The sequence below is a fragment of the Vibrio sp. R78045 genome (assembly GCF_042466085.1).
Lineage (GTDB): Bacteria > Pseudomonadota > Gammaproteobacteria > Enterobacterales > Vibrionaceae > Vibrio > Vibrio cyclitrophicus.
This window is the reverse complement of record NZ_JAXHBS010000011.1, coordinates 1-22,590: the sequence shown is the minus strand read 5'-3', so window position 1 is coordinate 22,590 and position 22,590 is coordinate 1. Positions and strand designations below refer to the sequence as shown.

Sequence of the window (22,590 nt, the reverse complement as noted above, 5' to 3'; positions counted from 1 at the left end):
AATGAAAGTCAATCCGATGAATAGAGAAGCCTATCAACACACTAACCCTATCGCCAAGGAGACGTTTCAAGCCTTTTCTTGGCAATTTATGAGCCTCATCACCAAGGCGCTGGACGCGCTTGGTAAAAAGCCCGAAGTGACGACAATCCTACGTTACATCACCGCCATTGATGAGTTGTATGTCGATTACAGCATGAAAAAGCTGCCTTCTTATCACCCACAAGCGCCAAAATGGGTGGCGGCTTTAGAAAGTCACATCACTGAAGCGAATACCCCACATTACCTGCAAGGGCGCAGTGCTCGCATGATCGCCCTTGAAATGTATTTTTCTTCACACCCCGTTGCGGATGACGTATTAGCTGGGCTTCGTAGTGTCACTCAATACAATCCAACCTACCTCGCTAAAGTCGCCGCGGCTTTGCTGCCTTCACTCGTAAGGCTCAAGGCAAATAAGGCTACTGCGCCTTTTAATGATGTCTCTGTGGCTATCCGATAAGGTCGATGAGGAGGCCTTGTGGCAGAAAAAACACCAAACCCACCCGTAAAGCGCGAGGAGCCGACGCCTTGGTATGGCCTGCCTTTTGTGGCTTTGGGGCATCTTTTTTGGATATGGGTGCTATTGATCTTGATCGAGTGGTTCGCGCCACTTTGGGGACAAATGACGGGGCAACACGCCAAAACCGTGTTAGTTGAGCACATCACTTTGCTGCAAAGCGATCAGCCGCATCTGGCGGCGAAGGTGATGGGATTGGTGAATGCGCTGAGTCAACGCATCGAGACACTGCTTAGCATTGAGTTTGATGGGGCATTGGCTTTTGCGAACGTGTATTGGCACGGCGTGGTGTATGTCACCCTTGCGCTGTTTGTTCGCGTCGCGCTGCTTTTTTTAAGTTGGCCTTTGTTCTTGCTGGCGAGCTTTCTTGGGGCCTTCGATGGACTGGTCTCTCGTCAGCGGCGCACCGCCTTTGTGGGGCGTGAAACCGAAACCACGCATTACTACGCGCGCCGAGCCGTCTCTATGACCATGATGGCCGCCGGTTATTTATGGCTGCTCATTCCTGGGGTTTGGCCCTTACCTCCGACCTTGGTGTTGTTGCCTGCTGCAGGCATGACAGGGTTACTGGTTCGCACCAGTGTGGCGAGTTATAAGAAATACTTATAACCAAAAAAATAAAACCGATCATGATACCACAAATTAAAAAATAAATACTCGATAGAAATAATTATTTCTATCGAGTATTTTCTATTGCCTTTTTGCTAGCGTGTTGACGTCTTTCTAATTAGGAGTCAACACCGTGAAATGGCCACTTTTATTCTGTCTGAGCGTGCTCAGTCCTAACCTGTATGCCGACGTCGATACCGAGCAGCGAGAGCTGGCGTTAGTCTCTTCTCAGCTCAACACCCTCGACTACCTCATCACGCGCGCTGAGCGCGAAGCCGATTATCGCGCCGCCCGTCAGTTTGATTACGATGCGCTGCGCCTTGATATCCGCACCCTTCAAGCGGGCATCGATGCCTATTTACGCCCTGAGCGCAGCGCACCAAAGCCTGTCACCCCACTGGGCGGCGATTACCTCTCGCAGGCGCCTCATGAATGACCCCCTTTTAGCCTTCGAGCATGGCGCCGGTTTTGAGGCCAATACATTGGCTTTGGTGTTAGCTGGGCTCACCAGCGCCTTGCTGATGCTCTGGATGCTGTGGGTGTTCTGGAGCGGCTTTCGCGGCATGAAAAACAAAAAAGTGACCAAAGAGGTGTTTCGCCGTTTGGTCTTTCGCGCCGTGTTTATCTTTCTCATCCTTCAATGGTTTTTATATTACGGAGTCGCAACATGATCCAACTTCGAGCGTTTTTTCTTTTTTTTGCCGCCTGGCTGCATAGCCTGAGCGCGATGGCGGACATCCCCACCAACAATACCCCGTCTCAGGGCGGCAGTGACAACATCTTAGAGCTCATTTACGCCTATGCCTACGACATCTTGCTCTACGGTGGTGGCATTTTTATTGCCTTTTGCTTTGTCTATTTCCTTGGCCACCTTTGGGATGTATTCAGCAAAATCAAAGAGAAACAAGCCACCAAAAAAGACCTGCTCAGTGACGGCGTGATTGGCGCCGTGCTCCTGCTGCTGTCGGTGTGGGGACTCAACTACGGCCTTGATATTTTGGAGGGCGTGTAATGCACAGCGCTTCAACCTTAAACGTCATGCCGCCGTTTTATAAAGGTCTGTCGATGGGCGAGATGGGGCTGCTGGTTCTTGTGTGCATGACCCTTACCGGATTGCTGGGATTGGCGCTGTACGCGGCGTTTGGCGCACCGCTCATTTTGTTTACCGCTTTACTGCTCGGGGCGCTCGGCGCTTTTGCACTGCCCAAAAGCCTCATGCGAAAGCTCAGCCGAATCAAAACGCACCATTGCCAACATTACGCCAGCAAACGCTTTGAGCGCTGGTTTCACCCAGAGCGCTATCACGTTGATGCGCGCCGCTTTGCCTGCAAACGCCTCGGCTGATAAGGAGAAAACATGAGTCAACCACCGAAAAGTCGATTTCGCGCCTCATTGGCCGGGCGAGACAGTCACATCCGCTCGCTGCGCGGCGCGCTCGCCATGATGAGCGCTCTGGCCCTGGTCACCACTTGGGGCTGGTATCAAGCCGGTCAAGACATCACGGTGCATACACCGCCCGATTTAAGCTCAGGCTCATCACGCCCGTGGTGGGAGGTGCCTAAGCCCAATGTGTATGACTTTGCCGTCAATTTATTTGGACTGATTAACCGCTGGCCCAGTGATGGCAATCAGCAATACAGCGAGAACCTGCATCGTTACACCGATTACCTGACGCCCAGCTGCAAAAAGGTCTTAACGCAAGACTTTCAAAACAAACGTCGCACAGGCGAGTTGTCGGGGCGAGAGCGCAGTCTAGCGCCTATTCCCGGTTACGGCTTTTCAGATTGGCGCGTCACCACGCACAGCCGTGACAGCTGGACAGTACAAGCCGATTTAGAACTCAAAGAGTACGTGGATGGCACCTTAGTCAAACATAACTTCATTCGCTGGCCACTGCGCATTGTGCGTTACGACATTGACGCTGAGCGCAACCCTTGGAAGCTCGCCATTGATTGTTTTGATGGCCCAGCAAGAGAAATTCAATTCAATGAAACGCAGGAGAAAGAGCAATGATGCGAACGCTGATGAAAAGACATGGGGAACTGTGGTTGATACTGCTGCTGAGTCTGATGACTCATACCAATGCTCATGCCGGTACGCCTCGCGCCATGGAGTGGCAGGGCGTCCCGCTGCAAGTGGTGCTCACGCCAGGGCAAGAGACCATCTTGACCTTGGGCAGCGACGTGCGCGTCGCGCAACCGGCGCACTTAACACCTTACCTGTCCGTAGCCTCGCTGGCAGGGCGAATTTACCTCACAGCCACCGAGCCTTTTGATTCAACTCGCCTTCAAGTGATGCGCCTGAGTGATGGACTGCGCTTAATGCTCGATGTCAGCGCCAAAGCGGGCGTGCTCACCCCGCCGCAGATTGACATTGTTTTACCGGGTGGCAAGGAAGAGGGTAATAACTTGAGTAGCGCTGCAAACGAGTCACATCGTTCAAAATTGAAGATGGCGCCGCAAGCCTTGTTGGTGCGCTATGCCATGCAAAATCTCTACAGCCCATCGCACGCCATTGAGGCTTTGCCTGGTGTGGTGCGAGCGCCAATGGGACTGCCTCGCGATATCAGCCTGAGCGCGTTCAGTCAGTGGCAAGTAAGCGCCAGACCCATTGCGGCTTGGCAACTGGGCGAGCAGGTGGTGACGGCCGTCAGTGTAACCAATCAAGCAACTCAAGGTGAAACCCTCGATCCAAGACTCGTGACTCTCAGCCCTCGCTGCTTTGCACTGCGCTGTGCGGTAAGCTTTTCCCATCCTGAAATCGGGAACGCAGGCTCACCCACCGCCCAAGCGACGGCCTTTATTGTCACGCCAGGGCCACTGGCAGGATATCTATTACCCAGCCATTTACCTAACCATGAAGGGGAGTAGCGATGTTAAATAAAGGAAACCCCGTCATACGACTGGCGGCGCTTATCGGCGCGACCGGCTTTATCGCGGTGTTAGTCATTGCGGTCTTAAAGCCGTCAGACATTGAAGCCAACGTTGAGCCCGCCGAAGGCACCACTCCGGTCAGCGTAACGACGTCACAAACCCAAGCCCAAGTGCTGCAGGCGTTTGATGACAGCCCAACCGACACCATTCGAACGCTCAATGCCGCGTACTCAAAAAGTGAAGCCGAAAAGAAAGCCCTCTCGGACGCGTTAAAGCAAACGCAGCTTCAGGTTGAAAATCAGCAAGCCCAAAACAATGAACAAGTGAAAGCCCTTGAAACCCAATTAAGTCAGCTTGCCCAAAGGCTCAATTCGTCTTTAAACACGATTGAAGAGAAAGTCAGCCAAAGCCGAGATCACCTCAAGGTGCGTCAAGCGCCAGTGCGTGAGGTGATAGACGTCTCTTATGACGACCTTGGCATTGATTCAGGACGACAGGGACTGGCCGTGGGCACGGCGCCGGGCGGCTATCACCCATCCATTGAGACTCAGGGCGAAGCTCAAGACAACTGGGTTTGGACCGAGCCGCTGGATGCGACTCAAGACAAGGAAGGCAACTGGGTAACGCCTGCCACCCAAGTGGTCAAAAACGCCTTGAGCTCGGCGGACGATGCGTTTACCAGCCAGACGGGCCGATTTGATGCCAATCAACAAGACGGAATGCCAGTGTACACCCTACACCGTGGCACGATGCTGGCCGATGCGGTCAGCATGACCGCGCTGATGGGGCGCATTCCCTTGAACGGCCAGGTCACCGACCCTTATCCGTTTTCGATGATTCTAGGGCGTAAGAACCTGATGGCCAGTGGGTTTACCCTGCCGGATGTCCAAGGGGCTATCGTGACGGGCACGGTCACCGGCGACTGGAGTTTGTCTTGTGTGCGCGGCGTAGTCGAATCCATCGATTTTATTCGCGCCGATGGCTCGATACTCTCTTACCCAGAAGAGCTTGAAACGGTGGATTCGGGTTTCGATGGCTCATCAATTAAAACCACTGACTTAGGTTTTTTGGCCGACCCCAACGGCAACCCATGCCTAACCGGGGAGCGCATCTCGAATGCACCTGAATACCTCACCACCAAAGGATTGCTTGACGCGGCCTCGGCAGCGGCCAATGCGGTGGCGATTTCACAACAGACCATTTCGGTCGATGGCTCAACCAGTACCTCAGCCTTGACTGGCAATGCGGCGAAAAACGCCGCCGCTGAGTCTGCTGCAGCGTTCACGGGCACCGTTTCAGAGTTTATTGAGGCGCGCATGGGCTCAAGCTTTGATGTGGTGTACACCCCACCTGGCACCAAAGCCAGCATTCACCTTCGAAAACCCGTGACACTGCGCGCCCCAGCCATACCCGTTCGCGTGCGTTACGACACTCAAACCCAAGGAGCGACGTATGAATTACCGTAACCTTATCAGCGCGATGAGCCTGCTCGGATTACTGGGCTGCTCAACGTCGCAAGACGACACCTTACCCAACCCTCAAACCAACTCCGAGCAAGTGTGGCAAAACCAAATGTCAGGCGGTGGTCAAAGTGTTGGACAAGGCGGTGATGCGCTGAGCCAAACGCAAGGCGAGCTGCGTATGCCGCTTGATATGACGACATTGGCGCAGCGCCAAAGCGACTACACTCGTGACAGCTGGCGCGAAGCGACCAACGTTTTTCCAAGGCTGCCCAATCCCGATGTGGTGCTCTATGTGCTGCCGCACCAATCGGGCGCACTGCCGGTGCCTGGATACAGCACCGTCTTTCCCTTGTATGAGCGCGTGCATTACGCCGCGCCCCAAGACAGTCCGGCTAATCTGCCCAAGGAGCGTTGGTAATGTTGAAAAAAATGCGTCATGCCGTCACCCACTTTTTTACCGAAGGCAAAGAGTTGGAAGCCCCAGCCATCGATTACAGCGTACCGCCGTCGTTTGCGGCCAAACTGCCTTGGATTGAAATCAGCGATAAAGGTCTGGTGCAACTGGAAGACGGTCGTTCGATGGGTCTGTTTTTTGACATTACGCCGCTGGTCACGGAAGACAAAACACAAGCGCAGCTTGAGCGGGTGGTCTCAAGTGTCGCGCACACCCTCACCGCCTTGATTGACGAAGACAACCCGTGGGTGGTGCAGTTGTTTGCCCGTGATGTCGACCGATTTGAGGATGCCCATGAGAAGTTACTCAACAGTGCGCGCGTTGATGATGCATTCACCCGCGCGGTGCTCGATGAAGACCGCCGCCATTTCGAACTGATAGGGCGAGAGCAAGGTATCTTTGCGGTGGACGGTCGTCCGTGGCGCGCCCGCGAGCGTCAAGTTCGTCTCGCTATTTATCGCTGGCTCCCCGAAGACGCCAGTGAAACACTGCAAAAAACCAACCTTCGCACCTTAAAAAGTCTAAGGCGCCGACTGTTATCTCCGAGTACATTCAAAGATTTAGGCATCGGCATCAAGGCCAGCTCAGGCGAAAGCATTCACGCTTGGCTGAGTCCCTTTTTTAATCCCTCTGGCATTGCGGGCGAAACCCTGCGTTACCGCCCGCCCCGCAGCTTTATTGACCAAGATTTCTCCGAGCGACTGCTAAGAAGTGGGGTGCGCTCAGACGTTGAAAACGGCTTATGGTGGTTTGAGGGGGAGAAGCCCATCGCCACACGCGTGATGGAGCTCGACACTTGGGATAATGAGACCTTTTTAGCGGGCGCCGTGTTTGGGGAGGTCATCGGGGATGAAGCCATCGACAAAGGCGAAAAGCGCCCACAACACGTCCTGTTCGATGAGTTGCCCACCGGCACCATGATGGCCATGACCTTAGTCGCGCAAAGTAAGGCGCAGGCCAGAGCGCGCCTTCGCACCGTTCGAGAAGCGGCGGTGGGGGAAGAAACGGAATTAGAAGTCATTCGAGATACCTGCGACAGCTTTACCACCCTAGTTGAAAAGCATCCACTGTGGCGCGGTCAACTGGCGTTCTACGTGCAAGGGGAGAGCGTCAGTGAAATAGAAGGCCGCACAGAGTCGCTGCGCGCAATATTCAACAATCGCGATCTGTCGCTGCGCTTTGTCAAAAACAGCGACCAAGAGTCCCCACTGGACAGTTACCTTCGCTGGCTGCCGATGAACTACCATCCTGAGCACGACGACAAACTGTGGTACTGCGGCTGGGTGTGGCTGGAAGACATGCTCTCGCTCTCTCCTTTGTTTGGCCGCGCAACCGGCACCGGTAGTGAAGCTTTCCAATTTTTCAACCGAGGCGGAGAGCTCTTCGGCGTCGATCCGCTGAGAGACCAACTCTCTAATGCGCACCTCAATCTATTTGGGCCCTCTGGCTCAGGCAAATCCGCGACCTTAGTGGGCATGTGTTTACGCCTGCTGGCGATTCATCGCCCAAGGCTGTTCATCATCGAAGCTGGCAACAGTTTTGGGTTGCTGGGACAGTACTGTGAACGTTTGGGGCTATCGGTCAACCGCGTTCAGGTGAGCGCTCATTCTAAAGGCCTTATGGCGCCGTTTGCCGATGCCAAACACTTGGTCGGCCAAGCCGTGCCTCACGTCAGTGACGAGAAAGCGTTGGACATTGAACATCTTAATGACAGCGATTCGCCAGACGATGAAGCGCGGGACATCTTAGGCGAGCTGGAAATCATGGCACGGCTGATGATCACCGGGGGTGAGCAGCGCGAGATGGACGATTATCGCCGCGCCGACTCGTCGATGGTGCGTGATGCAATTAAAGAAGCCGCAGAGCATTGCCATCCCACGGGCGAGCAAGTGCGCCCAGAGCACATCAAAGACGCGCTAGAGCGTTTTAGTCAAGATCCTAATAGACCTGAGCCCCGCCAAGCACGCGCACGCCTAATGAGCGAAGCGATGGCCTTTTTCTGCGATGGTCTAGAAGGGCAAATCTTCAACCAAGAAGCCGAGCACTGGCCCGAAGCGGATGTGACCATCATTGACCTAGGCCTCTACGCAAAAACCGGGTATGAAGCGCAAATGGCCGCCGCGTACATCTCTTTGATTAACCGCATCAACGGGATTGCTGAGCGTGACCAATACTCAGGGCGTGACATTGTCACCCTGACCGATGAAGCGCACCTGATTGTCACCAATGAGCTACTCGCGCCTTACGCCGTCAAAATCGTCAAGATGTGGCGAAAACTCAGTGCGTGGTTTTGGTTGGCGACGCAAGATTTGGCCGATTTTCCGGCCATTGCCCGCAAGATGCTCAACAACGCTGAGTGGTGGGTGATGCTCAACATGCCAGAGGACGAACTCAGTCACCTTGAATCGTTTAAAAAACTCTCCGAGGCCGAGAAAAATCTCATTCGCTCGATGCAATCGGAAAAGCACAAGTACAAAGAAGGCGTCATCACCGGGATGGACAACACACTAATGCAGCGCTTTTGCATTGTCCCGCCTGCGCTCTACCTGGCACTGGGTGAAACCGATGGTCCAGCGAAAAGAAAACGCCAAACCCTCATGGACTTGCACGGCATCAGTGAGCTCGATGCGGCGCTGATCAAGGCCAAAGACATCGAACAAGCCCGGCTTGACTATCTGGGAGAGGAATAAGATGAGCCTCACCTTACTCATACACAAATCACTCAAGCGAGGGCTAGGTTTGAGCATTCTAGGCTCATGTCTGTGCGCGACCTCTGCCATAAGTCAGGAGGTCACCACCGCCGAGGTCATCGCCAGCGCAGCCTGCCCGGAGTGCCTGGATTACGAAGTGATTGGGGCGTGCGTGTGGATGACCTGCACCCCGGCGGGATGCTCCACCGACACTTCGATTAAGGTCAAACACCGCTTGCCCGACTTTGTGGTGATGAGCTACCCCGAAACCGGTGAGGCGCCCTGGCAAACCACCGCTTGGATGGCGCCAGACAATGCCTATTCAGAGAACGGTGGCCACAGCGCGCGTCGCAGCGTGCAAGGCCTAGATAACACCTCGATGCGTTTTTACAACAGCGACGTCATCGGCCACCCAGGCGGGCAGACGATTTTCTCACTGCTCGCAAGTTTTGGCTACTCACTCTCAAGTCAAGCGACGCCGCTCATGCCGCATTATTTATCAAGCCTTGACCCGCTCGGTTGGCGCTACAACTTGCCGGACATGCTGTCCACTCAAACGTGGAACCCTCTAACCGATGCGCTTGGTAACTTTGGGGACATCTATCCGCGTGGCGGCTTTGTCTTGCAGCGTCATTCGTTTAAAGCCGCAGCACTCACCGCCTTTCGCGCGCTGCATGTGGTGACCCGAATCGGCGAAGGCCGTGTGTATCAACCCTTCGTCCCAACGCCGTACCCAGGCTTTTGGCCGCCGGGGCCCGTTAAACCCAATAACGAGGACACCGCTTGGCAAATGCTCTCACCCATCGCCCAAACCGATGCGTATGTCTGGCCACAGTTTGATGACAGCTTAACGCCTTACGACCCTTACGCACCGCACATCGCCTCAGACGACCAGTACGTCTGGGCTGCGTGGCGCCTATACAAAGGCTGCCAGCGTCGTGGTAGCACGCTGATTGCCCACTTTGGAGAATAATGATGACCCATACTTGGCCGCTCAAAGCGGCGTTACTGCTCCCCCTATTGATGAGCGCCAGCGCACACAGTTCGATAGGAACGAACGTGAACCTTAAAGCCGACAACGACAGCGTTCTTCACTACACCTTAGGCGGCGGGCCAGTCATTGCATTGCCCGCCAGACAAGAGCGCATCAGCCCCACCGCCCTTGGCGTCGGTTGGGACATGAACCTGCAGTGCGGGATGTTAGACCCATCGGTCACTGTTGAAAATCAGCTCAACGGCGTGACAGAAGGGTTTCAGGACATGATGGGCGACATGCTCACCAATGCCACCTCAGCAGTGCTGAGCCTGCCAGGCTACTACCTGCAGAAAAAAGACCCTGGGCTTTACGATTTGATGACCAACGGCGTACTGCAAGGCAAGTTCGATTTTGACGACGCCAGCAGCTCGTGTGAGGCCATGGTCGACACCATGGGTGAGATGAACACCGATAAGGCTTACGCAACGCTTGCCCGCGCCCAGGCATGGACCAATGCCGTAAAAAGTGGCGACGCCGTCAGAGCCAAACAAGAAGTGCAAGACGACATGGGCGACTCTGGGGTGACTTGGGTGGGCGGCGCCAAATACGGCGGTCGCAACCAACCGGCCATCAACGCCACCACGGATGCGACGCGCGCCGGCTTCACCTTATTGTCTGATGAATCGCAAAAAGAGAGCCACCAAGGCCTTTATCGCTATTGGGACAGTGAAGAGACAATGAGTGAGTGGGTGTCTCAAGTGATTGGTAGCCAGTCGGTGCAGACCGGCATGGACAAAAGCCGAACCGAAGCTACACCAGGGATTGGTCTATCTCAAGAAGTCACAGAGGTGAGCACCGCGCTGGAAAGTGAACTTCGAGGCGCCGTCGCAGAGAACAAAGAGACCGAACACTTCCCTAAAACACTGATTGAAGCGCTGACCGAGCGAGAAGTGGACAACAACACCGTATCACGCATTGCCAGTGAGCTCGCGCTTTCTCAAGCGATTGAAAAAGCCCTGTACGCGCGCCGCGCGCTGCTCACCGGTAAATACGAAGTCAATATTGCTCAGCACGCCACGGCTCAAAAAGACATCGACAACTCAATTGCTCGCCTTGAGCGTGAGATTGACATGCTGCGCTACGAAGCCGAGGTCAGACAACAAATAGGCACCCGCACCGCCCAAGCGGTGGTGGATGACTACCGCTACCAAAGACCACAAGTTATCCCGCAAACCCCTAAATCCGACTCGGTCTTTTTAGACAAAGACCGATATAACAACAATGGAGAAGAATAAATGAACATATCAACAGCCCGACCTCAAAATCGGTGGCGCCGAAGCCGTCACGTCATCACGCTCCTTTTGTGCTTGCTCGTCGCCAGCGCACTGGCTTTTTCACTGGACGGGGACACGCTATCAAGCAGCGCATACGCCTGGTACATGGTCACTCTACGAGCGGCCGTTTACGGCCTCGCGCTGTGGCGCGCTAAGCGCTATGCCTTTGGTATCGCGCTGGTTCTTATGCTCAACGAACTCATCTTACTCACCCAATACGTCAATTTAGGAGCCTTCTCATGGTAGTCAACGATCCACTGTCCGTCTTGCTGACGCTGACCAGCTGGCAAATCTCCGGCAAAATATTCATGATATTGAATCAAACCGGACTGATTGTCTTTATGTTGGCCGTCATTGTGTTCCAAGTGTGGTTTGATGTGGCTCAAGAAGGCGAAGACGAGGGCAACAAAGGCCTGCTCAGCATGAACCGCACCGAGGTCAAACTGATGTTGGCCGGATTAGTGTGCTTTTTTGCGGTCATCCCCATGTACCCGGTGAACGTCAACACGCTCGTCATGGACCAAAACGCCAGCGAATCGTGCGGCGTAGGTATCAGCAGCGGGGCGACTAACAGCGACCAAAGCTCGTTAAATGGGGAATTGGTTCATGCCCCGATATGGTGGGTGCTCTGGCACAGTATTTCGCAAGGATTGACCAATGCGGCGGTCTCCTCGGTGCCGTGTCACTACGACGTCGAACGCAGCATGTTGAAACTCTCTCAAATCGACATTAAGAGTGAACAGCTCAGACAAGAAACTCAAGACTTCTACGAGCAGTGTTATACGCGAGCGCGTCTGATGATGAAGGCGGCCGCGCGTAAAGAGCGAGTCACTCAAAACGACTTTGATAATGCCAATTGGATTGGAGGCTCTTATTTCCTTGGTTATAATCTGGCCGCGCCAGAAACCACCTATAATGGCTTACAAGCTGAAAAGATTGTGTTCAACTTCCCTTACAACGCAGAGCGAGACGATCCGGTGCAACAGAAGTATCGCCGAACAGCGGTTGATACCAGCGCCGCGTATCCTATGTGTGACGAATGGTGGGACAGTACTCAAGGCGGTCGCAGTGATGGCCAACGCGCCGGCTTGTTGTGGCGCTTGTTCAATCACATTGAAGACACCAACCCTGAATTGATTCATGACGTGTTGGACTATGATGGCTTTTTCTCAAAAATCATGGGCTCTGAAGTCACACCGGCCGATAAGGCGAACATGCTGGTTCAGCGCGTGTTGAGTGTTGAAAATCAATCGACCAGTGGACGCATTGTTCGTGGCTATGGCCAGGTGCTTGATAAGTCCCTCGATCACCAAGTCAGAGAAGTATGGAATAGCGCGGCTGGCTGGGCAGGATTACAAATTGGGCATATCTTCACCGGTCCCGCTTACTTCATTGTGCGAGAAGCGATGCCGATGCTGCAGTCTTTGCTGCTCATTGTGGTGGTGATTGCGAGTCCGATTGTCTTAACGGTCAGCAACTATTCGATGATGACGCTGATGTCGTTGTCACTCTCTTATACAGGGTTGTTGTTCTTGACGTTTTGGTGGGAGTTGTGTCGAAGTCTGGACAGTAAGCTGTTGGAGGCGGTGTATTCCATGCATGACAACTTTAATCCGATAACCGGTACGATCAACAGCATGGATGATTCGATATTAGCGTTTGTGATGATCACGTTTTACGTGGTGGTGCCCGCGATATGGTTTGGGGTATTAGGTTACGCGAGTTATCGCGTGAATGGGGTGTCGATGGATAGTGCACTGGAAAACGTAAATAAAACAACTCAGAGAGGTTTTGATTACGCTAGAAGCGCTGTTGCTAATTCAATGAAAAAGTAATCAAAAAATAACTATGGCAATCTTAGCGATTGTCATAGTTATGAACCCAATATTCATCGTAATGCTCTTTTTCTGTATTAGCCCAAACATTTAAAGTTTTATCAGCTGAAAGTTCTGTAACTAAAGCTTCATTCACCTCTTCAAATGACATAGTTGTACTACTAAGAAGTGCATTACGCTCAACTTCCACTTCAGCATGCAGACGATCACCTTTCTCATCTCGGTATGCCTGACGCCATTTTTTCAAGAATGCTAACATTACAGCCTCTTTTGACTCAATACGGTTAAATTACCATCAGACTACGCCTTTATGCAGACGGTTGCAAATCGAATATTAAGCTTGACTGATTTTCACACAGGTTACGCCCAATTTTTGTGGATAACTGTTTTAATGTGTTATAAAAACATAATGTTAAGTTGGAATTCGACGAAAAAGCGGAAGGCAAGTCAACCATGGCAAAGACCATTCACTATGACATTCAGCAAGTTAAAGTTAGAAGCGATAAAGAAAGCGCTCGCCTGACCAGTCAGTGGGGTCAGGTTCGACAAATCTGTCGTGACAAACCACTCGGGGAAGTCGCGAGAGCAAGATTAGCGTTTAACCTTGTCGATTACATCACAAGTGAAGATCTGCCTTTTCGCTTACTTATCACCCGAGCACCACAAGCCATGGCCACCATCGCTGAAGAAACCCGAGTGTATAAAGAACATCGCGTCATTAATGGTAAACAAAGCGGGATGATTTACGCCAAAAGCGAACAAATGTTGCCAAGAGAAATCCGCTATACGAATGAGTTTGTGGCAACCCGCTACGTAGATGGGATAAAAACACCACTATCAAGCACTTCTCTCGTTGATTGCCTCAAGGCTAGAGAAGTCATAACACCACTCGATGGCATTTTGTTTTTAGGCTGTAAGCGCATCGCCAGTGACATAGCGCGTCTTAAAAAAGTCGAACCAACTATGAACATTAATATGAAACGCATCGAAGTATCAGACAGCTTCACAGGCACAACAAGAAAGATGGCGAGTTACGGATAAATATCGAGGGGTCTATTATTGCCTTATTCGTCGTGTTTCGTGAGTCTCAAAAATAGTTGTATTGCATTCTGCAGGTAGGCATACAACAAACATAATATTCTTATAGGCGGCTTCTCAAATCCTTGTACGTCCTATAGCTGTGCTCAATGCGCTCACTTTAACCCACAGCCCGAAAAGCCGCACAAGTCATTGTGCAAAATCCAATAAACACTTCGCAAGCACCAATATCATTGATATCACGACATTGCTGAGACGCTCGCAAATACTGCACAGCTGACTGATAATTCAAAGGTTAACGGTCGATAATTTCAACTCGGGTACTTTGCCGTAAGATCAGAAAAATGTCGGGTAAGCGGTGCCCAAGCTTTTGCAAGTGCATAACCATCTTAGACTTATGATGCTCGTCTTTCGCCATGTCATGGCCAAAATGCACGATTTTGCAAAGCCGGGTTTGTTCTGTGTGATTAAAGTTTAACGTCAACTTAAGTAACGCCCGCTCTATCTGACGATAATTATAGGGCTTTGTTGACAGGGTTCTCGCTATGACACTCAACCCTAAATGCATGGCCATCATTCTATCAAGCTCACGTTGTATATCAGAACTGTCATCGATGCGGTCCTGATCATAGAAAGGGATTAAGTAGAGATAAAAGTGAGCAGGTTTGACATCGACTATCAAACGCTGGCGAACCGCCAACGACGAGGCGTTAGGATGGCGCTCTAGAATACGCTCAATACGGCGCCTTAACCGGATATCATTGTGTTGACTCATCACGCCTCAAATCAGGGAGTTACGATAAAACTATCTTGCCACACCCCATCTTGCGCTTGACCATTTTTTTATGATATGCGTCGTATAATGACAAGCACAAATGATAAAAACCTATTGATAATAAAGACATTTACCATAATAAAAATCACTCTTCCTTATACGTGACATGCCAGCTTTCGCAATAAGATCAGGAGGGGAAAGCAAGGGAGCATAACCACAAAATGACTTGGTGGTCGTAAGATTTAGAGTATTGAATCTAAATTATTTCTGCCCCTTTCCCGTTTAGAGTTGTTGCTCGTAACAATTCTGCTGTTTCTTATTTGACTAAATTTTCCTAATGATTGTATTGTGCATCTATATGTCTATTAAGTTGGTTACTATCCAGAGTAAATAAATGAGCAAAGCAGGAATTCAGTCAAATCGCGGGGATGGTTACCAGACATTGGTAGCTTTTGATTGGGCTTTAACAGTTCTTTCAGACTCAGACTATCAGTGGCTTGAAATTGACTCTGTAATCTGGTCGGTGGACGACGTTGTTATTGGTAAAGCCGACGGCACCAAAATATGCTGTCAGTGTAAAAAGAACCAGTCACAACATAAAGCTTGGTCTTTTTCTGATCTCGAAGATGAACTGCGAAAAGCAGTCAATGTGTTGATAAACGATCCCCAAACACTAGTTCGCTTTTATTCGCGTAGCGCCTTTGGTGATCTCGCTACACTGAAAGAATTCAGTTCCAACTATCCTGATGAAGCAACCTACCGAGCAGACTTAGGTAAAGCCAATCGAGAAACAGATTCCAAACTAGTTAGTCTGCTCTCCGAGCAAGGCTCAAATCTTTCTACTTATGATTTTTTGCAACGCACGAAATTTGAAATAAGCCCTGAACTGGATCGAATGGATATACTGCTGCAAGAAAGATTACGTAATATTGTAAGTAACTATTCAGCAGCGTACAGCTCTTTATGGACTCGTCTTGGTCAACTCAGTATGCGAGAGAACAGCGGTGGTCAGAATACAGCGACACAGCATAGATTGACAAAAGGCGATCTGAAATTCTTATTGAGTGATGCGGGATCATTACTTACTCCCCCCATGGATATCAGGGAGATCCGTACGTCATTCAATAACACTTCAGCCATTGGTCGCTCATGGCGTAGAGATATTGGTAACGAACATATTGCAAACTCTGCTGCTAAGAAACTTATAGAAGGCATTAAAGCAAAGTATCGTTCAATTTTGCTTACTGGAGCGCCAGGTTCAGGTAAGACTTGTGTGATGCTAGCTGTACAGGAGGAGCTAGAACAAGTAGCCCAAAATTGTACTAACTTACTACCGTTATTTATTCAATCGCGAGAATTTGCTGACATTGACACAGAGCAAGAACGTCAGGCACAAGGATTGCCTGCACAGTGGGTAGAAAGGGCGGCTCGCTTGGCAGAAGATGCACATGTGGTTGTAATGATAGACTCGTTGGATGTACTTTCTATTGCTAGAGAGCACAGTGTATTGACGTATTTTCTCGCCCAAATAGATCGTTTACTTTTGGTTCCCAACATTACCGTTGTCACTGCCTGCCGAGAGTTTGATAGTAATTATGATAGACGCATTGCCCAACGAAGTTGGGAAGAGAAGATTATTTGCGAACCATTAGACTGGCATAGTGAAATTGAACCAATCCTCGTCAAAATCGGTATAGACGCATCGAACACCGATTCAACAACTCGCGAACTGATACGAAACCCTCGTGAGCTAGCTTTATTTGTTGAATTGGCGCAACAAGAAGGCAGCTTCAATGTTGTAACCAGCCAAGCTTTAGCTCAGCGATACCTAGCAACTACTATAGAAGCTAACAGGTTTCTTGGAGACACTGCTATGCAAGCCATAGAATCCATCGCCTCCAATATGCTGAAATCACGCAGCCTTGTTGTGCCACATCAGCGATTTGTAGCGTCCCAAGAAGTTCAAAGAATACTCCTTAGTACTGGCGTATTACATAAAACACAGGATGGGAACTTGACATTTGGCCACCAAACTTTGTTAGATGTCTTAGTAATTAGCGGAGCTATCAGGCAATCAGTAACTCTAAACGAATTCATTCAAAATTTATCACCAGTACCTTTTGTTCGCCCCAGCATTAGAAGCTTTGTTGAACAATTAGCAGTAGGTGAACGACGCAAGTTTAGAGCGCAATTACGTACTGTTTTAACAGGTAATAGTGCTTTCCATATCCGACGGCTCGTAGCAGAAACATTTGCAGAGCAAGTTCCTCAAGATGATGACTGGATGCTACTACGCGATCTGCGTAACCAACATCGAGAGGTGTTTCTGGTTATCTATAATAGGGCTCGACGAGTGGAGTGGCACCACCTCTGGATGAAGCATTTAGTACCTATACTAAAAGACACCTGCAATATTGAAGGGCTCACAGCTCATGTACACCGTATATCGTTATGGAAAAATGAAGATCCAGCAGGGGTTTCCACATACTGGACAGAAATGTTGTCACTGGAATTGGAAAATAAAATCCAGTTAGTCGATTCAATGGCACACGAATTAGCGCAAATACGTGCAGATAATTTGAACTTTTATGTACCTTTACTCCTCCAGTTACTCAATTTACCAAGGCATGACCACAGTTTTCTTGGCCATTCGCTTGCTCTCTTCTTAAAAAGCGGCCTAGTGGACGATACCGTTTTATGGAGCTATATCGCAGGCGAGGTAAGCGAGGAAGATGCACTTTCCTATGGCTTTAGCAACAAATTGAATTGTCAACCATATGAGTTTGGTGATCGCAATGATAAATTTCTAGCAGAAAGAATGCGGAACTCCACTATTTTGCTCGATTTGGCTGTTGCTTCAATTGAACAATGGAGCCAAACCAAAAGCTCACATCGTGGATATCATTGTAGTTTCTTGAACAAAACGTCTTATGAAGATACGCATACACAGAGCAACCATAGACATATAGATGGTGAGCGCTTCTTGATGGATTCTATTGAAGCCGCTATTAAACATCACGCTAACTCACAAACATCATGGTGGCAAAACAACCTTGAACGCCTTTGCTTCAACACCGAAGACTCATTACGATACTTTTCTATCCTTGCGTTGACCGAAAAGCCGATCTCAAATATAGATGTAATTGGGCGTATGCTGTGTGAGCAAGCAATATTAGCATCTGATTTATCATATGAACTGGGGGAATTGATATACAAAGCGTATATATTTCTAGCCCCGTCAATACAAGTTTCAATACAAGAAAACATTCTAACTATCGACCAAGAAGACGCTACTGACCCACAAACAAGATCTTGGATGATAAAAAAGCAAGCCCTGTTAATCACCGCTATTCCGTGCCATTTACGTTCAACGAATTCACAAGCCGTATTGAATGAATGTGAAAAACTAGTATGGCCGTTGATTCGACAACCATATATCTACTCGCGAGGAGGAATTGTCAGCGCTCCGTTCTCTTTTGAGGTATTTCTGAATTTAAGTAATAACGGAGTGCTATGCCTGCTTGAACACTACAATGGGTATGATAGAGATTCATTTACTGACTTTCTGGAGGGGGGAGAAAGAGAGGTTGGCAGGCAGCTAAGTGAAGCAGCCTCTCGTCAATCTTCACGTTTCATGGCTTTTCTGACAGATAACTGGGAGCAGATCCCTGAACGTTTTCGAGATGATCTCTTGGAGGGAGTTACTACATATCTAGCGCATCGATACGGAAGCCTACAGCCTAGTAATAATTGGTTATATATAGAGGAACCCGACGCAGAAAAGTTAGCCCTGAATATTCTCGAGAATTTGGAACAACATCAAGATCACTGGCACCACAACCGCGCAGCATCCAAAGCGATAGAAAACTGTGCACATATCATCAAAAAAACTCAAGATGCAGCTCGGTTAATATATTTAGCAATGAGTTTTGCGTCATTAATGGAAGAAAGCACAATCTCGGGCGACTCGCTTGATCTACTTACTTCTGGCATCAATATGAGACGAGGAAACACAGCAGAAGCACTGATAATTTTAGCCAACCAGCTTGAGGCGAGTGGTGTACAGTGGCCTGACTCACTACCAGCTGCATTACGCCTATATGCTGGTGACAAGCACCCTGCAATTCGTGCAGTTATGCTTAGGCGGATGCCTTACTTACAGGCTCGTTTTCCTGAACTTGGCTGGGAACTATTTGATCTTGCGTTAAAAGAAAGTGCAGACGGACTTTGGGCTATAGCTGAACCATGCTTATATTACGCATACCATCAAAAGTTCAAAATCATTGCACCTAGATTAGCTCAGATTTATCGTGAAGGTTGCGGCAAAGATTATAAGGCTTGGGGGCGTATTTCTGCGCTAGCAGCTTTTTTGAAACACATAGACTTTTCTACTTTTATTGAGGAACTCAACGCGGTAGAAACAGCGGAAGCATGGAGTGGTGCAGCGAGTGTATGGACACACCACAACAATATTCAAAGACACAAAGAGCATTGTTTTTCGGGACTGGAAGCTGGATTAAGTGCAGGAAATCCGCATGCTATTATCATCGCGCATGAGTTTCATAACCTCTTCCGTGAATCTACACCATTGTTTACTGTACCAACTGAGCTAATTCAGCGTTATTTCAGCCTGCTTGAATCAGAAACAGATTCTAAACGAAATGATATCTTTGGTTTTGATACATGGTTGAACGCGATTTCTGTTCACGAGCCAATGTATGCATTGGAAGCTGTTGAAATTTACTTAGATTTCGTACGTCGAACTAAAGCCTATGTTCATGATTATAAGAATAGCCTAACGCAACTACTGACCCGTTTATTCGCACAGGCTGAAGAGCTGGAAGAGTCTGACAGTGGAGCTATGTTGCAGCGTGTGGTCATACTGCAAGATACACTGTTAGCTATTGGGATTAGTGGAGTGAATGATTGGCTCAAGGCTGCTGAACGGCCATAAATAAAAAGGTTTACCTAAATTTGCATAATCCGAGCAACACAAGTTAGAGCGTTAGCCAACAAGGAAATAATTGCCAATGTTAGATGAATTGAATTTTCTTTGGGCTCGATATTCGACTGAACCATATCTTGAAATTAAAAGTACTGAACTGCGTTTGGCTTCGCGGCGTTTTCAAGCAAAATATTTTGTGACTCCTCCAGTTCAACCAACAGGTGAAGTGCGCATGTTATCGAACATTGAAATTCATTATGGATGGCAGTGTCAGGTCAATGCTGATTGGGTACGAGAGCTAGATTTCACTTTAAAACCACTATCACTGCGTCAACTACAGCTTGAAGCTTTGAGAGAAACTCTTTGTGGCGCAGATTTTCCTTACTTATGGTGGTTCCATAAGTCAAAGAACCCCAAAATTAGAACTGTGTATGAAGATAACCTTGGAGTGAGCTTTATAAAGCTAGATGGTGTATGGCAAGTTGTTTATAGCTGTAAAAAACTAGGCTCACTTGTAGGATCTCAGGGGAGTACGAATTATGAATCTATCCCTGCCAACGCATATTTTGTAGTGGTTGAAAATGAGTCAGTAGTTCACTGCTAGTAAGTTGGCTAACAAACGCCAACCTGTGGCATTTTTGCTTCGGGCTGGCTTCTGTGATTACGGTGGTCTGCTTGAGTTCGTTGCAGTTGGCAGCAAGTTAAGCGGGCGTTGAAAGGTAAGATATGAAGATTGGTGAACAAGATATAAATAAGGTGTTCGTAGTCGAGTGCTTACGTGAAAATGACTTGAGTACAGGTACGAAGATCAAGGAACATATCTTAACTCAAGAACCAAATGCGGATGTAAGATATTTAAACTGTATCGCCAAGTCATACTTTTTACAGCATCTCAACGAAATACTAAATGCTGCGACTAGCGATGATGGGTTTCTACTGTTTATTGAAGTGCACGGCTCTGTCGCAGGAATTGAACTTGGAGGGGAGCTTGTCCCATGGGCGGAACTAACGACAATGCTGCAAGCCATAAACGAAAGATTGCATATGGGGCTAGTGGTAGTTTTTTCATGTTGCTTTGGTGTTCACTTTTACAGACAGACGTCGATTTTGGGACGAAGTCCTTATTATGTAATGTTTGGAGTTGATAACAGCATTTATGCTGATCGCTTGCTTAAAATGAATCAAGCGCTAGTGGATGGTTTCTATTGCAATGATAGCCTTATGGAGGTTGAAACTCGTGCGAATACTCAATTAAACATACATGATATAAATTTAACTCATTTGGAAGCTGGTGCGCTCTTGGTAGGTGCATTTACTAATTACTTTACCAAGCAGTTAGCAATTGACCCCCTATTAAATAGATTTGAAGAAACCTACCAAGTGTATCGACGACTTACGCCCGAAAACGCAATGACTCATTCTCAGTATAAGAAGCACTATTTTGACTTTATCTTTAAGCGCGAAACATTGATGAATGGCTTCAATGATATTCGGGACAAATTTCTTATGACTGATCTTGATGGAACGTTGTATGAAAGGTTTCACGTGGACTTCGATGAGGTTTATAGCAGGCTAAATGTAGAAGCTAGAATAAAACAGGTCTATGGCGAAATTTTCGCCATACAAAGCATTTAAGAGTGATTCGCAACCCTTGGCGCTTTCGCTTCGCTCAAGTATAGCCAAGCGCTGCTCACACCTTAACACGGCTAGAAATCAATGGAGTTTAAATGACAGCTATAAATATTCAGGCAAAAACGATAGGCCTACTTAATGATTTTATCAATCATTACGAAAGTAATGACTTTTATAAAAATCATGAAGAGAACTTCTCTGAACTATCAAGTTTAGTTACAAACAAGTCGAAAAAGTTATCTCCCCCGTTGAATGTTTTGTCGGTGAGGCTCTACAACATTGCGGAACATACTTCTTTCTGTATCGGTTTATATGACTACAAATTTTATTTGTTAGCTAAATCAGTCATAGCAGCTATAAATGAAAATAACCCATTGTCACTTGCAAATAATACTAGGTCACTTGTCGAACAGCTTGCTGCGATTTCTTACTTGATGGATGCAATTGAGAAAATGATTTCAAATCTAAAGGATCAGGGTGGACTAAAGAAGATTGATGAAATATTCAAAAGAGCTGAAAAAGCAATTAACCGAGTTTATCTAGGTGAAGGAAAAGTGAAGGAAAACTCCGAGCATAAAGCTGTACATATAAATGACTCATTAGGGGTGCTTGAGAAAGAAGTGTCGAATATAAACGATTTGTATTCGGTTCTTTGTGAGTATGTGCATCCAAATTTTGGTAACAATAAATTAGTATCAAGCGGTAAGTTAGGTAAGGGTAAATTTGAAAGTGTAGACATTAATTCAGAATCAGTTACCGAAATTCTAGAATGCAGCGCTTTAGTGTTCGAACTTCTTGATACGAAAAAAATATACCATCCATCTGTTTCCATGCGAACGTACAATCTTGTTGAATATTTCTTTGTAAAAGGAGCTAAGATAACCACTGTTTTTTCTCAAAGTTCCTCTAAAACAACGGGAGATGGAAAATCTCAAGAAACTGCTTTGTTTTTCAGTAAGGCTAGAAATGCACCTGAAGCTATTACCTTGGCGAAAGCCTATTTTGATAAACACAACATTAAAGTTAATGGGCGTCATAATGGAGGGATAAGTAACGGGTATATATATGATGTTTTTGAAACATCCGATGGAGCTTTTTGGGTTAAAGTCCCTGTCTATCAGAGTCTAATTGCTGATTTCTAATCAATCTGTTTAAGAGCGATTCGCAACGCATGGCATTTTTGCTATGCGTTGCGTTTAGTGTTTAAAGTGGCATGCGTGGGCTTCGGTATTGCGTTGCTCACCTTAACAGGGAGTGAGATCTTCTGGCCTGCCATATGGGTATTTTCGATACCAAAAGTAATCCTTAATTTACTAATTTAGTAAAGCCTATAACACATTTATGTCCAGAGGCTTCATAGACCTGAATTTTGACTCGTGGCACTTTCTAACTCGAAAGTGCCCCAAAGTGTGC

23 protein-coding genes are annotated in these 22,590 nt (G+C 48.3%); 20 read left to right on the top strand and 3 right to left on the bottom strand.

What is annotated here, in order from left to right:
- Position 1 precedes the first annotated feature (1 nt).
- From SJY39_RS09130 to SJY39_RS09065, 14 genes are all read left to right on the top strand, one after another.
- Entirely contained in the window at positions 2–496 is a 495-nt protein-coding gene (locus SJY39_RS09130; protein ID WP_102332174.1) for a hypothetical protein, read from the top strand.
- Positions 497–514: 18 nt separating this feature from the next.
- A complete protein-coding gene (locus tag SJY39_RS09125) occupies positions 515–1,162 on the top strand; it encodes a DUF4400 domain-containing protein (protein ID WP_102332173.1) in 648 nt (215 codons plus the stop codon).
- A gap of 133 nt (positions 1,163–1,295) precedes the next feature.
- Entirely contained in the window at positions 1,296–1,598 is a 303-nt protein-coding gene (locus SJY39_RS09120) for an RAQPRD family integrative conjugative element protein (protein WP_102300518.1), read from the top strand.
- Positions 1,591–1,833 carry a TIGR03758 family integrating conjugative element protein gene (locus SJY39_RS09115; protein WP_017108825.1) on the top strand — a complete coding sequence of 81 codons (243 nt, stop codon included), beginning with the start codon at positions 1,591–1,593 and terminating at the stop codon, positions 1,831–1,833. The genes SJY39_RS09120 and SJY39_RS09115 overlap by 8 nt, the downstream gene beginning before the upstream one ends.
- Complete coding sequence (locus SJY39_RS09110; protein WP_102332172.1) at positions 1,830–2,174, top strand: TIGR03745 family integrating conjugative element membrane protein; 345 nt, start codon at positions 1,830–1,832, stop codon at positions 2,172–2,174. Before SJY39_RS09115 ends, SJY39_RS09110 begins: the two co-directional genes overlap by 4 nt.
- On the top strand, positions 2,174–2,506 hold the full coding sequence (locus SJY39_RS09105; RefSeq protein WP_102332171.1) for a DUF3487 family protein: 333 nt from the start codon (positions 2,174–2,176) through the stop codon (positions 2,504–2,506). The genes SJY39_RS09110 and SJY39_RS09105 overlap by 1 nt, the downstream gene beginning before the upstream one ends.
- Positions 2,507–2,518: 12 nt before the next feature.
- The gene (locus tag SJY39_RS09100) at positions 2,519–3,175 is read left to right on the top strand and encodes a PFL_4703 family integrating conjugative element protein (RefSeq protein WP_102332170.1); all 657 of its coding nucleotides are present in this window, start codon (positions 2,519–2,521) and stop codon (positions 3,173–3,175) included.
- Positions 3,172–4,032 (top strand): TIGR03749 family integrating conjugative element protein, encoded by an 861-nt coding sequence (locus SJY39_RS09095; RefSeq protein ID WP_102332169.1) that lies wholly within the window; start codon positions 3,172–3,174, stop codon positions 4,030–4,032. The genes SJY39_RS09100 and SJY39_RS09095 overlap by 4 nt, the downstream gene beginning before the upstream one ends.
- Before the next feature lie 2 nt (positions 4,033–4,034).
- The gene (locus SJY39_RS09090) at positions 4,035–5,501 is read left to right on the top strand and encodes a TIGR03752 family integrating conjugative element protein (protein WP_136975176.1); all 1,467 of its coding nucleotides are present in this window, start codon (positions 4,035–4,037) and stop codon (positions 5,499–5,501) included.
- Complete coding sequence (locus SJY39_RS09085; RefSeq protein WP_136975175.1) at positions 5,488–5,916, top strand: TIGR03751 family conjugal transfer lipoprotein; 429 nt, start codon at positions 5,488–5,490, stop codon at positions 5,914–5,916. The genes SJY39_RS09090 and SJY39_RS09085 overlap by 14 nt, the downstream gene beginning before the upstream one ends.
- Positions 5,916–8,642, top strand: a complete 2,727-nt coding sequence (locus tag SJY39_RS09080) for a conjugative transfer ATPase (protein ID WP_372042955.1) — start codon at positions 5,916–5,918, stop codon at positions 8,640–8,642. Before SJY39_RS09085 ends, SJY39_RS09080 begins: the two co-directional genes overlap by 1 nt.
- Before the next feature lies 1 nt (position 8,643).
- Positions 8,644–9,615 carry a TIGR03756 family integrating conjugative element protein gene (locus SJY39_RS09075; protein WP_102332555.1) on the top strand — a complete coding sequence of 324 codons (972 nt, stop codon included), beginning with the start codon at positions 8,644–8,646 and terminating at the stop codon, positions 9,613–9,615.
- A complete protein-coding gene (locus SJY39_RS09070) occupies positions 9,615–10,913 on the top strand; it encodes an integrating conjugative element protein (protein ID WP_102332556.1) in 1,299 nt (432 codons plus the stop codon). Before SJY39_RS09075 ends, SJY39_RS09070 begins: the two co-directional genes overlap by 1 nt.
- Positions 10,914–11,198: a hypothetical protein gene (locus tag SJY39_RS09065; RefSeq protein WP_102332557.1), complete on the top strand. Its 285-nt coding sequence runs from the start codon at positions 10,914–10,916 to the stop codon at positions 11,196–11,198.
- Here the strand turns inward: SJY39_RS09065 and SJY39_RS09060 are convergent.
- The gene (locus SJY39_RS09060) at positions 11,111–11,338 is read right to left on the bottom strand and encodes a hypothetical protein (protein WP_372116158.1); all 228 of its coding nucleotides are present in this window, start codon (positions 11,336–11,338) and stop codon (positions 11,111–11,113) included. The two genes, SJY39_RS09065 and SJY39_RS09060, sit on opposite strands and share 88 nt — an antisense overlap.
- Here SJY39_RS09060 and SJY39_RS09055 point away from each other — a divergent pair.
- Positions 11,228–12,787 carry a conjugal transfer protein TraG N-terminal domain-containing protein gene (locus SJY39_RS09055; protein ID WP_390241858.1) on the top strand — a complete coding sequence of 520 codons (1,560 nt, stop codon included), beginning with the start codon at positions 11,228–11,230 and terminating at the stop codon, positions 12,785–12,787. The two genes, SJY39_RS09060 and SJY39_RS09055, sit on opposite strands and share 111 nt — an antisense overlap.
- A 22-nt stretch (positions 12,788–12,809) precedes the next feature.
- Here SJY39_RS09055 and SJY39_RS09050 read toward each other — a convergent pair whose 3' ends face one another.
- Complete coding sequence (locus SJY39_RS09050) at positions 12,810–13,046, bottom strand: hypothetical protein (RefSeq protein WP_102332559.1); 237 nt, start codon at positions 13,044–13,046, stop codon at positions 12,810–12,812.
- A gap of 194 nt (positions 13,047–13,240) precedes the next feature.
- Between SJY39_RS09050 and SJY39_RS09045 the strand changes: the two genes are divergently transcribed.
- Entirely contained in the window at positions 13,241–13,828 is a 588-nt protein-coding gene (locus SJY39_RS09045; RefSeq protein WP_102332560.1) for a hypothetical protein, read from the top strand.
- Between the two features lie 292 nt (positions 13,829–14,120).
- Here SJY39_RS09045 and SJY39_RS09040 read toward each other — a convergent pair whose 3' ends face one another.
- On the bottom strand, positions 14,121–14,600 hold the full coding sequence (locus SJY39_RS09040) for a hypothetical protein (protein WP_102332561.1): 480 nt from the start codon (positions 14,598–14,600) through the stop codon (positions 14,121–14,123).
- Between the two features lie 394 nt (positions 14,601–14,994).
- On the opposite strand from SJY39_RS09040, the gene SJY39_RS09035 reads away from it, so the two are divergent.
- The 4 genes from SJY39_RS09035 to SJY39_RS09020 all read left to right on the top strand — a co-directional run bounded on the left by SJY39_RS09035 (position 14,995) and on the right by SJY39_RS09020 (position 22,319).
- On the top strand, positions 14,995–19,554 hold the full coding sequence (locus SJY39_RS09035) for an AAA family ATPase (RefSeq protein WP_102332562.1): 4,560 nt from the start codon (positions 14,995–14,997) through the stop codon (positions 19,552–19,554).
- A gap of 76 nt (positions 19,555–19,630) precedes the next feature.
- Entirely contained in the window at positions 19,631–20,149 is a 519-nt protein-coding gene (locus SJY39_RS09030; protein WP_102332563.1) for a hypothetical protein, read from the top strand.
- 122 nt (positions 20,150–20,271) lie between these two features.
- Positions 20,272–21,180: a hypothetical protein gene (locus SJY39_RS09025; protein ID WP_102332564.1), complete on the top strand. Its 909-nt coding sequence runs from the start codon at positions 20,272–20,274 to the stop codon at positions 21,178–21,180.
- 92 nt (positions 21,181–21,272) lie between these two features.
- Positions 21,273–22,319 (top strand): hypothetical protein, encoded by a 1,047-nt coding sequence (locus tag SJY39_RS09020; protein ID WP_102332565.1) that lies wholly within the window; start codon positions 21,273–21,275, stop codon positions 22,317–22,319.
- Positions 22,320–22,590 lie beyond the last annotated feature (271 nt).

What these genes read in the sequence shown, in the direction of transcription:
- SJY39_RS09105 (WP_102332171.1), top strand. Translation starts at nt 2,174, where the DNA reads ATGCACAGCGCTTCAACCTTAAACGTCATGCCGCCGTTTTATAAAGGT.
- SJY39_RS09100 (WP_102332170.1), top strand. Translation starts at nt 2,519, where the DNA reads ATGAGTCAACCACCGAAAAGTCGATTTCGCGCCTCATTGGCCGGGCGA.
- SJY39_RS09090 (WP_136975176.1), top strand. Translation starts at nt 4,035, where the DNA reads ATGTTAAATAAAGGAAACCCCGTCATACGACTGGCGGCGCTTATCGGC.
- SJY39_RS09030 (WP_102332563.1), top strand. Translation starts at nt 19,631, where the DNA reads ATGTTAGATGAATTGAATTTTCTTTGGGCTCGATATTCGACTGAACCA.
- SJY39_RS09045 (WP_102332560.1), top strand. Translation starts at nt 13,241, where the DNA reads ATGGCAAAGACCATTCACTATGACATTCAGCAAGTTAAAGTTAGAAGC.
- SJY39_RS09095 (WP_102332169.1), top strand. Translation starts at nt 3,172, where the DNA reads ATGATGCGAACGCTGATGAAAAGACATGGGGAACTGTGGTTGATACTG.
- SJY39_RS09035 (WP_102332562.1), top strand. Translation starts at nt 14,995, where the DNA reads ATGAGCAAAGCAGGAATTCAGTCAAATCGCGGGGATGGTTACCAGACA.
- SJY39_RS09070 (WP_102332556.1), top strand. Translation starts at nt 9,615, where the DNA reads ATGATGACCCATACTTGGCCGCTCAAAGCGGCGTTACTGCTCCCCCTA.
- SJY39_RS09085 (WP_136975175.1), top strand. Translation starts at nt 5,488, where the DNA reads ATGAATTACCGTAACCTTATCAGCGCGATGAGCCTGCTCGGATTACTG.
- SJY39_RS09040 (WP_102332561.1), bottom strand. Translation starts at nt 14,600, where the DNA reads ATGAGTCAACACAATGATATCCGGTTAAGGCGCCGTATTGAGCGTATT.
- SJY39_RS09075 (WP_102332555.1), top strand. Translation starts at nt 8,644, where the DNA reads ATGAGCCTCACCTTACTCATACACAAATCACTCAAGCGAGGGCTAGGT.
- SJY39_RS09020 (WP_102332565.1), top strand. Translation starts at nt 21,273, where the DNA reads ATGACAGCTATAAATATTCAGGCAAAAACGATAGGCCTACTTAATGAT.
- SJY39_RS09065 (WP_102332557.1), top strand. Translation starts at nt 10,914, where the DNA reads ATGAACATATCAACAGCCCGACCTCAAAATCGGTGGCGCCGAAGCCGT.
- SJY39_RS09050 (WP_102332559.1), bottom strand. Translation starts at nt 13,046, where the DNA reads ATGTTAGCATTCTTGAAAAAATGGCGTCAGGCATACCGAGATGAGAAA.
- SJY39_RS09115 (WP_017108825.1), top strand. Translation starts at nt 1,591, where the DNA reads ATGAATGACCCCCTTTTAGCCTTCGAGCATGGCGCCGGTTTTGAGGCC.
- SJY39_RS09080 (WP_372042955.1), top strand. Translation starts at nt 5,916, where the DNA reads ATGTTGAAAAAAATGCGTCATGCCGTCACCCACTTTTTTACCGAAGGC.
- SJY39_RS09025 (WP_102332564.1), top strand. Translation starts at nt 20,272, where the DNA reads ATGAAGATTGGTGAACAAGATATAAATAAGGTGTTCGTAGTCGAGTGC.
- SJY39_RS09130 (WP_102332174.1), top strand. Translation starts at nt 2, where the DNA reads ATGAAAGTCAATCCGATGAATAGAGAAGCCTATCAACACACTAACCCT.
- SJY39_RS09110 (WP_102332172.1), top strand. Translation starts at nt 1,830, where the DNA reads ATGATCCAACTTCGAGCGTTTTTTCTTTTTTTTGCCGCCTGGCTGCAT.